The organism is Pectobacterium parmentieri (assembly GCF_001742145.1).
Taxonomy (GTDB): Bacteria; Pseudomonadota; Gammaproteobacteria; order Enterobacterales; family Enterobacteriaceae; genus Pectobacterium; species Pectobacterium parmentieri.
This window is the reverse complement of sequence record NZ_CP015749.1, coordinates 583482-596362: the sequence shown is the minus strand read 5'-3', so window position 1 is coordinate 596362 and position 12881 is coordinate 583482. Positions and strand designations below refer to the sequence as shown.

Below are 12881 nucleotides of genomic sequence, written 5' to 3'. Positions count from 1 at the left end.
CGTTCAACCTTGCTAGCGGTCTCGCAAAATCTGACGGGCGCGTATGGATTAGTGACCGGAAGAGACTTTCACGCCACCTTCAGGAACCGGAACATACGGCGTTTCCTGATCGGTACGTTCAGCCACTTTACGTGCAGCCAGTGCCGCTTTAATACCGTACGCGATAATGCTGTACACCACGATCAGGAACAGAATGCTCAGACCAGCGTTGGTATAGTTGTTGGTCACGATATGATTCATGTTCGAAATCTGCTGCGCGCTCAGATCGGCACCGCCTTCTGCAATTTTGCCCTTGAACATGTTCGCCATGTAGAAGAAGCCTTCCAGTTGCGGGTTGTCGCTGAACAGTTTCAGACCCAGCGCCCACGTGGTACAAATCAGCAACCAAACAGCCGGAACCAGCGTGACCCAAATGTACTGTGTACGTTTCATCTTAATCAGGATGACCGTACCCAGCACCAGCGCCACCGCAGCCAGCATCTGGTTAGATATACCGAACAACGGCCACAGGCTCTTCACGCCGCCCAGCGGATCGACTACACCTTGGTACAGCAGGTAGCCCCACAGACCGACGCAGCCCGCCGTACCAATCATACCAGCAATCAGCGAGTCGGTTTTCTTCAGGAAAGGAACGAAGTTACCCAACAGGTCCTGCAACATGAAACGACCAGCACGCGTACCCGCATCCAGCGCCGTCAGAATAAACAACGCTTCAAACAGAATACCGAAGTGATACCAGAAGCCCATATCGGCACCCGGAATAATCTGGTGGAACACGTGTGCGATACCGACAGCCAGCGTTGGTGCACCGCCTGCGCGATTCAGAACGGAAGGTTCACCGATGTCTTTCGCCGTTTGCAGAATTTGCTCTGGAGAAATGACGAAGCCCCAGGAGCTAACGGTCGCCGCCGCGTGTGCAGATACGTCCTGCAACTGTGCCAGAATCATCGGCGCATCCGCTGTGCCCAATCTATGCAGATCCGGCATCGTAATACCCAATGCCGCTGGCGGGGTATTCATCGCAAAGTAGAGACCTGGTTCGATGATAGACGCCGCAACCAACGCCATGATCGCTACGAAAGATTCCATCAACATCGCACCGTAACCGATGAAACGCGCATCTTTCTCGTTAGCCATCAATTTCGGTGTAGTACCAGAAGCAATCAGTGCGTGGAAGCCAGACACAGCACCACAGGCGATAGTAATAAACAGGAACGGGAACAGCGTACCTTTCCAGACCGGACCGGTGCCATCCACAAACTGCGTTACCGCTGGCATTTTCAGATCGGGATTCAGGATCACGATACCAATCGCCAGACCGACGATCACGCCGATTTTCAGGAAGGTCGCCAGATAGTCACGCGGAGCCAGAATCAACCATACTGGCAGCAGTGCCGACACGAAGGCATAGCCAATCAACGTATAAGTAATGGTCGTATCTTTGAAGGTCAGCGCTGGCCCCCAGTACGGGTCGTGTGCCACTACGCCACCAAACCAGATCGCCAGCACCAGCAGCACGATCCCGATCACCGAGATTTCACCCACTTTACCCGGACGGATAAAGCGCATGTAAACGCCCATGAACAGCGCGATTGGCACCGTAGAACAAACGGTAAAGACACCCCACGGACTTTCTGCCAGCGCTTTCACAACAATCAATGCCAGCACGGCAAGAATGATGATCATAATAAGGAAGCAGCCGAACAGTGCAATCGTACCCGGTACCGGGCCAAGTTCTTTCTTAACAATTTCGCCTAACGACGCACCGTTACGACGGGTCGAAATAAACAGCACCATGAAGTCCTGCACGGCACCCGCCAGCACCACACCACCCAGCAACCATAAGGTGCCAGGCAGGTAGCCGACCTGCGCGGCCAGTACCGGCCCGACCAACGGACCGGCGCCAGCGATAGCAGCGAAGTGGTGCCCGAACAGCACGTTACGGTTCGTCGGTACATAGTTAAGACCGTCGTTATTGACAACGGCAGGGGTTGCTCTGGTCGGGTCCAACTGCATGACTTTTTGTGCGATATACAGGCTGTAGTATCGATAGGCCACGAGATAAACGGCGACAGAAGCAACAATAATCCATAAGGCACTGACATGCTCACCGCGACGTAGTGCGACTACGCCGAGGCAGGCAGCCCCAATGATTCCAAGAATCATCCAGGGGATGTGTTTAAGAATGGAATTGCTCTTCATAAGACATCCTTCAATTAAAAATCACAATCATTTGATTTTTGTTAGCGGTAGAAAAATAAACCCTGGTAAAGCGTCGTGCGATAACGTGAGTCATCGCGTGTTTCAGATAAGGAAGAGAGTGGCGGCACAGTACGTCATCGCGTGCACGCGTGGGGCGGGTATTTGGGTAGGCGGCAGAATAGCGTGCTAAGCGGTTAGAATGACGCAGCGAGTGGCTGGAGAAAAAGGGGTGGCATCAAAAAGAAAAGGCCGCGACATTCGCGGCCAGTAAGGTGTTGAGTATCACGAGCAATTACGGAACCTGATACGCCAGTTTGTAATTACCTACTGTCGTGGTGCGGAATGTCACATTGTCGGTGCGCCAGCGAATTTCCACTTCCGCAGGTGATTGCACTTTCCAGCTAGACGCATCATTGACGTTCAGCGTCAGTCGGTCAATGGTCGCAACATCTGCCACCGGATCGGTGATATCAAGTGCAAACGCAAACGCAAGCGCGTCCGGCACACCATTATTGGATGCAAACAACTGCGTCCACTGTGCCGCCGTAATAGCGCCGAGATCGGCTGGTGTCATACCGTCTGCAATCAACGCCGTTGCGCCTGCGGTATCTGCAGACAGAGGCCCAACATTAACCCATGCCCCGCTCCGCAAAACATGCCAGTTCACCCGATCTCGCGTGACAGCGACGCGCACTTTGCCATTGCCAGTCTGTGTTGCCGTTAGCGTTGCTGAGTTGATCCTCGAATATTCTGCTAATGGCGTTTTTAATGATGGAATAACAATTTGCGAATGCGGAGTGTAGACAACATTAAACGGCACTGCCGTGTTGGAAACAATATCGATAGGGAGTAAATTAGATAGTGCTGACCCAGGAATTGCTCCGGATAGCGAAAAACCTGTGTTTTTTATATCATCAACCGATTCAGGCACAGAAACCTGAGTTAATTCTCCATTATTAGACGTATAGTAAACGTCTCCACTTTTAATTAAAAATTTAGCGATAGAGTATAGGTTAATTTGGTTGATACTAGCGTACTGCCCTGTATTTTGTGCCGTTATTAATATGCGGAATGATGAATATTGGTTGTCATTTGTAACAGTAAACGCTCTGACTGCCGACGCGCCGTCATTCGTATTATTGGCAATAGAATGCAGTGTATCCCATGTTTCTCCATTATCATTGCTCGCCTGTAATTCCCACGATCGTAGGGATCCAGTATTGGCCAGATTCCGATTTTTTAGCGAATAGCCAGAAATGGCAATTGAAAAAGGCAGATCCAACCGTATCCACTGCGGTACAGATACGGTTGGAATATTGTTAGTCATCCAAAATGTTGAATTGTTATTATCCAACGCGAAATATTCATTATTTGATCCAAATTTCCCGGATGCCGAAATAACGTATCCCACAGGGCTGGTATTTGATGTCATTGTAGGTACAATCGATTCGCCTACGCTAGAAATGGACAATGCTCGCGGTTTACCAGGAACAGACTGTGCGTAAAAATCTCCCTGAGCAGATGAAGCATATATTCCACCTGTATAGGGCTTTAATAGCCCATTAAAAATAACCTCGCTGGTCGCATGATAATTTGGTTCGCTCGATTCATTAAATTCATCAACCACATGAGTCTGATTCGCCACACCAGCAACTTCTTTCAGCGCATACGCTGCGAGGTTAAATGTATTTTGTGGACGAATACTGAACGCGTGATTTTGTCCTGCCGTTGCACCCTGACGCTCGGCAACGGTATAGCCAGAACCGCCGCTGCCGGAACCACCGCCTGTAGCGCTAATTACCGTTTTTTCACTCGCAGGGTTATAGCTCAATGCAACGCCCGCTCCCGCCTCCAGCGAGGAATGGATGAGCTGCTTCGTTTTTTGTGTGTAGTCGGCAATTTCTGCTGTGGTATGAGTATGTCCCGCAGTCGCCACGCCCATTTGCGCTGGCGTCGGTGAAACATCACCACTACCTAACAATGATTGACCAAAGACCGTGCGAATGTTGGTTCCAGAAATTAATTCAGCCTGCTTCGCATTCCAGGCCGCTTTTTCATCCGGCGTGGCAAATTTTCTGGTGCCGGTTTCGGTAATCTGATCGGCCGTATAGTCGCCTGGTTGCGCAGTGACAACACCGGTCCGTCCAAATACGGAGGAAACACCTGAAACGCCAGGTTCTTGCCCGTCTCCGTTATCCGAATGGCAGCAAGCGTGAGGATTTACCTGAATAGGAGGATAAACGGTACATGTTGATTTGCCTGTACTGTCACAAACGTTAATTTCGATGTTGATATCTTTCATGGTGCTGACGACTCCGTTGATAAAAGGCATCAGGAGTATCGTTTATTTGGCGGGGGAGTTATTTTAACGCGTTTTAAGGAATGTGGAGGAATTTTACAAATAAAATCAATTAATTAATTTCACCTCGAAAAACAAGAGGCTAATTCTATCCCCTTTATTTAGGATAGCTCAGAGAAAAAACAGCGGTTTTCGCCACCAGCACAGGGACAAAAACCGCCATAATTATTAATTACTTATAAACGATCTCGCCTTTCGGCGCGTAGGCTTCCGCATCCAGCGGAGAATGTTTCTCGATGTACTGTTTCAACACTTCCGCGTCGACAAAGCCAGTGTTCACATAGCCTGGTAGGTTATCAAGACGCGGGTAACCATCGCCCCCCATCGCATTAAAGTTCAGCGTTGCCATGCGGTAAACTTTATCGGCCTGCAACGGTTCACCTTTGATTTTCACGTTCTGCACACCTTGTCCATCGGCCGTCAGGCTGACGTTAAGGAATTGCGCATAAGCACCGGAATCCACCTTTTTATTGGCGGCGACAGCCAGATATTTCTCGACTTCACTGCCAGTCATATCTACATAAACCAGCGTATTAGCAAATGGCTGAACCTTCAGTACATCTTTATAAGTGATATCACCCGGCTCAATCGAATCACGGACGCCACCACCGCTCATAATGGCAAAATCGGCCTCTGCACGCTCAAGTTGCGCAGACAGCAGCACGTGCGCCAGATTGGTCTGACGAAAACGTACCTGGTTGCGATCGCCTTCCAGTTTACCTTTCACGCTACCGATCTTGATACCCAACTGCGCCTGCCCTTTTTCCTGGAACGGCGTCAGCATTTTCATGACGTCAGAGTCCTGCATGATTTCATGAGTATAGAAAACACGTTCGGTTTTACCGTCTTTTTCTACCTTTTTCTTCAGGTTGATCGGTATCAGTTGATAATGCTCAAGTTTCAATTCGCCATTGCGGAATGTGAAATCAGCACGACCGACATATTTGCCCCACTCGTGCGCCTGAACAATCCAGGTGCCATTCTGACGGTCGGGTGCACAAGGTGTGCCTGGCACATAATCCACCTGCTTTTTATTTTCCTGCGCCATACAGACCGGGTCCTGCGAGTGACCGCCAACAATCATATCCAGATAGCCAGCAGGCAAGCTACGCGCCATTTCCACATCACCCGGTGCATTAGAGCCGTGATTACCATCGTCATAGTGGCCCATATGCGTTGCGGCAATAATCACATCGGGCTTTTCACTCTTGCGCAATTGTTCAACAACCTGCTTCGCTTCCGTAGAAGGATTACGGAATTCGATATCGGTAAAATATTCAGGATTGCCTAATTTGGCCGTGTCATCTGTTGTCAGGCCGATAACCGCGATTTTCACACCTTGCTTGTCGAACAGGGCATAAGGCTTAAACAACCGCTGATCGGTGCTTTTTTGGTAGATATTGGCCGATAACAGCGGGAATTTTGCCCATTTCTCCTGCTGGCGCAGTACAGATAGTGGATTATCGAATTCGTGGTTGCCGAGCGCCATCGCATCATAGCCAACCATGTTCATACCACGAAAATCAGGCTCCGCATCCTGCAAGTCGGACTCAGGCACGCCAGTATTAATATCACCGCCGGAGAGCAATAATACACTGCCGCCTTTACTTGCCACTTCCTGACGAATCTGATCGACCAGCGTTTTTTGCGCCGCCAAACCATATTCACCATGATCGTTATGCCAGAAATGGCCGTGGTGGTCATTCGTATGCAAAATAGTGATGGCGTATGTTTTGTCTTTTTCCCAAGCCATTGACATAACAGGCGTTAACGCCAACGATACCGCCATCGCACATCCCAGAGCTTTTATTGAAAAGCGCATGATAAATCTCCGTTTATTTTAAAGCTGCAGTGGAACCACTGAGAAATTCATTGCACAAATTATCACAGCCAGATGAACAATGCGCCAGGCACGTTCATGCGTTCCTCAGCAATGTGTGATAGCCGACAAAACCAGATTAGGTATAGCAGCCAGAGTGATATCGCACTGACATGGCATTGTCGTCACGCCGTCACGAACTCTTGCTAATATGGATGCTTCATCGGAATAACCTGCCATCACACCGTTTATCCTCTGTTTTCTGGGATTTTATACCGATGGATAGAATCATTCTGGTGAATAGACGTAAAAGCCGTAGGCCATTGCCATCAATAACATCATGCTATCAGAATAATTACGCATGTTTATCAATGCTTATCGTCGGAAACCACACCTAAACATGTGTTACACTACCTTTATCTTGAGAAACTGATATTTTTCATAAAATACCACTTTTACCCAAGCAACATTTCACTACATGCAATAGAATTTATATATACCCAGAATAATTGGCGTTACAGTCACACAGCAAACGAACGACCCCTAATACGTTTTTCGGTACATAATTAAGAGTGATAAGGGTACGTAAACACCGCTAGCCACGCTGTAGCTTCAAGATAAGAAGGGTAAATCCGCTCAATTACGTTTCACCTACTGGCACAAGGAGTTGGGATGCATGCTGCAACACCGCTAATTTCTACTATCGCTGGGGGGCTGGTTCTTGCCTTCATCCTTGGTATTCTGGCAAACCGCCTGCGTATCTCTCCCCTTGTTGGCTACCTTGCCGCAGGCGTGCTTGTCGGCCCTTTTACCCCCGGTTTTGTTGCCGATACTTCACTAGCATCAGAACTGGCTGAACTTGGCGTAATTCTGCTGATGTTTGGCGTCGGTTTGCACTTCTCGCTGAAAGACCTCATGGCGGTAAAGTCCATCGCCATTCCCGGCGCGATAGCCCAGATTGCTGTGGCAACGCTGCTTGGAATGGGGTTATCCACCATGTTGGGCTGGAGCCTGGCGAGCGGCCTGGTTTTTGGCCTCTGTCTGTCCACCGCGAGTACCGTGGTTCTACTACGTGCACTGGAAGAACGTCAGCTTATTGATAGCCAGCGTGGTCAAATCGCTATCGGTTGGCTGATCGTAGAAGATTTGGCAATGGTGCTTACGCTGGTCCTACTGCCCGCCTTCGGTGACATGATCGGGTCTGAGCATGCCGATACCAGCAAGCTGCTGGCTGATTTAGCCTGGACCATCGGTAAAGTCATCGCGTTTATCACCCTGATGATTGTAGTAGGTCGCCGTCTGGTGCCGTGGGTGTTGGCAAAAAGTGCCAGCACTGGCTCACGCGAGCTTTTCACGCTGGCGGTGTTAGCGATGGCGCTGGGCATCGCTTTTGGCGCAGTGAAACTGTTTGATGTCTCCTTTGCTCTGGGCGCATTCTTCGCTGGCGTGGTACTGAATGAATCTGAACTCAGCCAGCGAGCGGCTCACGATACGCTGCCGCTGCGCGATGCCTTCGCCGTACTGTTCTTCGTTTCTGTCGGCATGCTGTTTGATCCGATGATCCTGCTGAACGACCCAATTTCCGTGCTTATAACTCTGGCAATCATCGTGTTCGGTAAGTCAGCCGCTGCTTTCGCGCTGGTTCGCCTCTTTGGTCACTCAAAACGGACAGCATTAACGATTTCTGCCAGTCTGGCGCAGATCGGTGAATTTGCCTTTATTTTGGCTGGACTCGGCATCGTGTTGGGGCTGTTGTCCGAAGAAGGTCGAAATCTGGTACTAGCCGGTGCCATTCTCTCTATTATGATAAACCCGCTGCTGTTTACGCTGCTTGAACGCTATCTGGCGAAGAACGAAACAATAGAAGAGCAGATCGTAGAAGAAGCCATCGAAGAAGAGAAACAGATTCCTGTTGATATGTGCAACCATGCTCTGCTGGTCGGCTATGGGCGCGTTGGTAGCCTGATTGGCGCCAAATTGCATCAGGCAGGCATTCCTGTGGTAGTGGTTGAAAATTCACGTACTCGCGTCGATGCCCTACGTGAGCAAGGCATTAAAGCCGTATTGGGCAACGCCACCAAGCCTGAAGTCATGGATATTGCGCGTCTCGATTGTGCCCGTTGGCTATTACTGACGATTCCGAACGGTTATGAAGCCGGTGAAATCGTCGCAGCGGCCCGTGAGAAGCGCGGCGATCTGGAGATCATCGCCCGTGCGCACTATGACGATGAAGTCAGCTACATTACCGAGCACGGTGCCAACGAGGTAGTAATGGGTGAACGGGAAATCGCCAACAGTATGATCACACTGTTGAAACTGGATGAAATCCCGCCTGCGCCACAGGCGTGCCCTATCTAAACGACTACACGTAGATACAAAAATGGCGGGCAAATATGCCCGCCATTTTTTATGCTGTGCAATACAGGCACAAGGCTTCAAGCGCTGCCAAACAACGGCAATCTCCCCCTACTCTGCTTTGCTCACTAATTGTTCCAGCAGATCGATATGCAGCGGATCGTCATTGAGCGCAGGAATATAGTGGAAAGCCTCTCCACCTGCGTGCAGAAATATTTCACGGTTCTGTTCCTGAATCTCTTCTAACGTTTCCAGACAGTCAGCAGCAAAGCCAGGACACATAATCTGAATGTGCTTGATTCCTTGCGCGGGTAATCCCAGCATGGTTTCATCCGTGTACGGCGTCAGCCAAGGTTCACGACCAAAACGCGACTGGAAGGTCATCATTATTTTCCCTTCCGGCAGCCCCAGCGCGGTAATCAGCGCCTCTGTGGTCGCCCGACAACGCTGCGGATAGTCATCTCCTTCGTTAGCATAACGTACAGGGATGCCGTGATAGGAGATCACCAATCTGTCCGGTTCGCCATGTTCAGCAAAAGACTGCTCAACACGGTGCTTCAACGCCGCAATATAGGCAGGATGCTCTGCGTAATCACGGATAAAACGAATAGCAGGCAACTGACGATTATCACGCAGTTGTGCAGCTAACCCATCCCACACAGCCGCGGTCGTTGAGCAGGAATATTGCGGATACATGGGCAAGACCACCAGTTGCGTTACCCCCTGAGCCAATAGCTTATCCAGCGCTGAGCGCAGGCTGGGTGAACCATAGCTCATACCCAGCTCAACCGGTGTTTCCGGCATACGTGCAGCCAGTGCCTGCTGCTGTCGGCGGCTAATCACCAACAGCGGCGATCCCCCTTCCATCCAGACCGATTGATAGAGCTTCGCCACTCGTGGTGAGCGAGTGGGTAGAATGATGCCGCGCAGCAAAGGCCACCAGAGCAAACGCGGCGTATCCACCACACGCCGATCGCTCAGGAACTCAGCCAGATAACGTCTCACCGCCTGCGGCGTCGGGGCATCGGGCGTCCCTAAGTTCACCATCAGCACGCCGTATTTCTCTTGTTTCATCGCCGTCTTCCTTTTATGGAGAAGCAAGCTTTCTTTCAGCCCGCCCGTGCGTAACATCAGATCCCTATTGTAGCGAAAAAAAGCTAAACAAATACGGGTAGATAACAGGGGTAATGTCGATGCTACTAATAGGGGAAAATAAACAAGGGAGAGTTTCAAAACGAAAAAATGCCAGACGATTATCTGGCATTCAGAGGGTGGAACTCAGTTCACTTAGAAAAATTAGCCCAGAATAGTTTCCAGTTCTGCGCGAACCTCTTCCACTTTACGCGTACCTTCTACTTTGAAGTAGCGCGTATTACCCGCATCAGCTTCTTTTTGATAATAAGAAACTAGCGGTGCAGTCTGCTGATGGTACTCAACCAGACGTTTACGCACGGTATCTTCCTGATCGTCCTTACGGATGCTCAGGTCTTCGCCTGTCACGTCGTCTTTGTCTTCAACTTTAGGCGGATTGAATTTTATATGATAGACGCGGCCGGACGCCGCATGAACGCGACGACCAATGATACGATCGATGATCAGTTCGTCAGGAACTGCAAATTCGATAACGTAATCCACATCGATGCCTGCATCTTTCATGGCATCAGCTTGCGGAATGGTGCGTGGGAAGCCATCCAGCAGAAAACCGTTACGGCAATCGTCCTGGGCGATGCGCTCTTTAACCAGAGCAATGACCAGTTCATCAGTGACGAGTTTACCTGCGTCCATGATTTCTTTAGCCTGCTTGCCCAATTCAGTACCCGCTTTTACCGCTGCACGCAGCATGTCACCGGTGGAAATCTGCGGAATACCGTATTTTTCCATGATGAATTGAGCCTGAGTACCTTTGCCTGCGCCCGGAGCGCCCAGCAGAATAATACGCATCGCGTAAATCCCCTTGCTATGTAATATTTATAAAATAAATTTGAAAAACGCTAAACCATACCATTCCAGACGCTTATGCTCAAGGAACGGGCTCGCTTCAGCAATGTGTAGGCAGATGAAAAAAAGCCAGATACCTAAAAATACGGTTTGCCGCCTGCCCAATGTTGCCATTCAGTGTAGACGAATAAACCCTCATCAGAGGAAGGATACGTAAAAATCGAGGGAGATCCCGGTTGGAACCGGGATCTGAAGGGCATCAATATCAGGCGCTTAATAGCTGATTCATACGACGAATGAACTGGTTCGGATCGTCCAGCGTGCCGCGTTCGGCCAGTAAAGCCTGATCCAGCAGCAGCTCAACCCACTCGCCAAATTCAGCGTCGTCAGAAACATCAGCGGCACGTTTAATTAGCGCGTGTTCCGGGTTCAGTTCAAAGATGTACTTCACTTCCGGTGCCTGTTGGCCCGCTGCGGCGAACAGTTTCGCCATCTGCGTGCTCATCTCGTCGGCATCTGTCACGACAATCGCAGGCGTATCGGTCAAACGGTACGTGAAACGCACGTCTTTAACGCGCTCGCCCAGCAGCGTTTTCACGCGTTCAACAAACGGCTCCAGCGCTTTTTGTGCTTCTTTCTGCGCATCGTTTTCTTCATCAGCCAGTTTATCCAACGTATCATCCGCCTTACTGACAGACTGGAAGGATTTACCGTCAAATTCGGTCAGATAGCTCATCATCCATTCGTCAATGCGCTCAGACAACAGCAATACCTCGATGCCTTTCTTGCGGAACAGCTCCAGGTGTGGGCTGCTCTTCGCCGCAGCATAGCTGTCTGCGGTGATGTAGTAGATCTTGTCCTGACCTTCCACCATACGACTAACATAATCTTCCAGCGACACCGTCTGCGCAGAACTGTCAGATTGTGAGGTGGCAAAGCGCAGCAATTTCGCGATCGCTTCGCGGTTACTGCCGTCTTCCGCCGGCCCTTCTTTCAGCACCAGACCGAACTGTTGCCAGAACGTTTGGTATTTTTCCGCATCGTCTTTCGCCAGTTTATCCAGCATTTGCAGCACACGTTTGGTCAGTGCATTACGCAAGTTCTGCGTCACACGACTGTCCTGTAAAATCTCACGGGAAACATTCAACGGCAGATCGTTGGAATCAATCAGGCCGCGAACAAAACGCAGATAGTTCGGCATGAACTGTTCGGCGTCATCCATAATAAAGACACGTTGAACATACAATTTCAGGCCGTGTTTATGATCACGGTTCCACATATCCCACGGGGCATGAGCAGGAATGTAGAGCAAACTGGTGTACTCCTGCTTGCCTTCCACACGGTTGTGGCTCCAGCTCAACGGATCGGTAAAGTCATGGGAGATGTGCTTATAAAATTCGTTGTACTCATCATCGCTGACTTCAGATTTACTGCGCGTCCACAAGGCTTGTGCCTTGTTAATTTTTTCCCAACTAACGGTGGACTCACCGCCTTCTTCTTCGCTTTCTGTCCGAGATTCAATTTCTACCGGCAGCGCGATATGGTCAGAATATTTGCTGATGACGGAACGCACACGCCAGTCATCCAGAAACTCGTCTTCACCTTCACGCAGGTGCAGAGTGATTTCCGTGCCGCGATCGTCTTTGGTGATGTCAGCAATGGTGTAATCGCCTTCACCAGCAGATTCCCAATACACGCCCTGATCGGCACTCGCACCCGCAGCGCGGGTACGCACAGTCACTTTATCCGCAACAATGAAGGCAGAGTAAAAGCCCACCCCGAACTGGCCAATCAGTTGACTATCCTTAACCTGATCGGAACCCATGGATTCCAGAAAAGCCTTGGTGCCGGACTTCGCAATTGTACCAAGATTATCAATCACTTCATCACGGCTCATGCCAATACCGTTATCAGAAATCGTCAGAGTACGCTTTTCTTTATCGGTAGACACTCGCACGCGCAAATCGCCATCGCCTGCATACAGTTCAGGGGTAGACAACGCGCGGAAGCGTAATTTGTCTGCCGCATCGGAGGAGTTGGAGATCAATTCACGCAGAAAAATTTCTTTGTTGGAATAAAGCGAATGGATCATCAAATGCAGTAGTTGCTTAACTTCGGACTGGAACCCGCGAGTTTCTTGGCCTTTCATACTCATTGTTGCTTACCTCAATCCTAATATTATTCAGGCTGATTAAACTGACGATAAGT

At 49.9% G+C, this 12881-nt stretch carries 7 protein-coding genes; 1 reads left to right on the top strand and 6 read right to left on the bottom strand.

The window, feature by feature from the left end:
• Positions 1-48 precede the first annotated feature (48 nt).
• From A8F97_RS02520 to ushA, 3 genes are all read right to left on the bottom strand, one after another.
• Positions 49-2202 carry a carbon starvation CstA family protein gene (locus tag A8F97_RS02520; protein ID WP_014700804.1) on the bottom strand — a complete coding sequence of 718 codons (2154 nt, stop codon included), beginning with the start codon at positions 2200-2202 and terminating at the stop codon, positions 49-51.
• Between the two features lie 292 nt (positions 2203-2494).
• Positions 2495-4504, bottom strand: a complete 2010-nt coding sequence (locus tag A8F97_RS02515; RefSeq protein ID WP_033072075.1) for a discoidin domain-containing protein — start codon at positions 4502-4504, stop codon at positions 2495-2497.
• A gap of 229 nt (positions 4505-4733) precedes the next feature.
• The gene (ushA, locus tag A8F97_RS02510) at positions 4734-6383 is read right to left on the bottom strand and encodes a bifunctional UDP-sugar hydrolase/5'-nucleotidase UshA (RefSeq protein ID WP_033071814.1); all 1650 of its coding nucleotides are present in this window, start codon (positions 6381-6383) and stop codon (positions 4734-4736) included.
• Positions 6384-7052: 669 nt separating this feature from the next.
• Here ushA and ybaL point away from each other — a divergent pair.
• Entirely contained in the window at positions 7053-8738 is a 1686-nt protein-coding gene (gene ybaL, locus A8F97_RS02505; RefSeq protein WP_015730960.1) for a YbaL family putative K(+) efflux transporter, read from the top strand.
• A gap of 108 nt (positions 8739-8846) precedes the next feature.
• On the opposite strand, the gene hemH is transcribed toward ybaL, so the two are convergent.
• The 3 genes from hemH to htpG all read right to left on the bottom strand — a co-directional run bounded on the left by hemH (position 8847) and on the right by htpG (position 12822).
• A complete protein-coding gene (gene hemH, locus A8F97_RS02500; RefSeq protein ID WP_033071815.1) occupies positions 8847-9809 on the bottom strand; it encodes a ferrochelatase in 963 nt (320 codons plus the stop codon).
• A gap of 222 nt (positions 9810-10031) precedes the next feature.
• A complete protein-coding gene (adk, locus tag A8F97_RS02495; RefSeq protein WP_014700808.1) occupies positions 10032-10676 on the bottom strand; it encodes an adenylate kinase in 645 nt (214 codons plus the stop codon).
• A gap of 262 nt (positions 10677-10938) precedes the next feature.
• Positions 10939-12822, bottom strand: coding sequence for a molecular chaperone HtpG (htpG, locus tag A8F97_RS02490; protein ID WP_181021254.1), 1884 nt, complete (start codon positions 12820-12822; stop codon positions 10939-10941).
• Positions 12823-12881: the final 59 nt, after the last annotated feature.

What these genes read in the sequence shown, in the direction of transcription:
- A8F97_RS02520 (WP_014700804.1), bottom strand. Translation starts at nt 2,202, where the DNA reads ATGAAGAGCAATTCCATTCTTAAACACATCCCCTGGATGATTCTTGGA.
- A8F97_RS02515 (WP_033072075.1), bottom strand. Translation starts at nt 4,504, where the DNA reads ATGAAAGATATCAACATCGAAATTAACGTTTGTGACAGTACAGGCAAA.
- ushA (WP_033071814.1), bottom strand. Translation starts at nt 6,383, where the DNA reads ATGCGCTTTTCAATAAAAGCTCTGGGATGTGCGATGGCGGTATCGTTG.
- ybaL (WP_015730960.1), top strand. Translation starts at nt 7,053, where the DNA reads ATGCATGCTGCAACACCGCTAATTTCTACTATCGCTGGGGGGCTGGTT.
- hemH (WP_033071815.1), bottom strand. Translation starts at nt 9,809, where the DNA reads ATGAAACAAGAGAAATACGGCGTGCTGATGGTGAACTTAGGGACGCCC.
- adk (WP_014700808.1), bottom strand. Translation starts at nt 10,676, where the DNA reads ATGCGTATTATTCTGCTGGGCGCTCCGGGCGCAGGCAAAGGTACTCAG.
- htpG (WP_181021254.1), bottom strand. Translation starts at nt 12,822, where the DNA reads ATGAAAGGCCAAGAAACTCGCGGGTTCCAGTCCGAAGTTAAGCAACTA.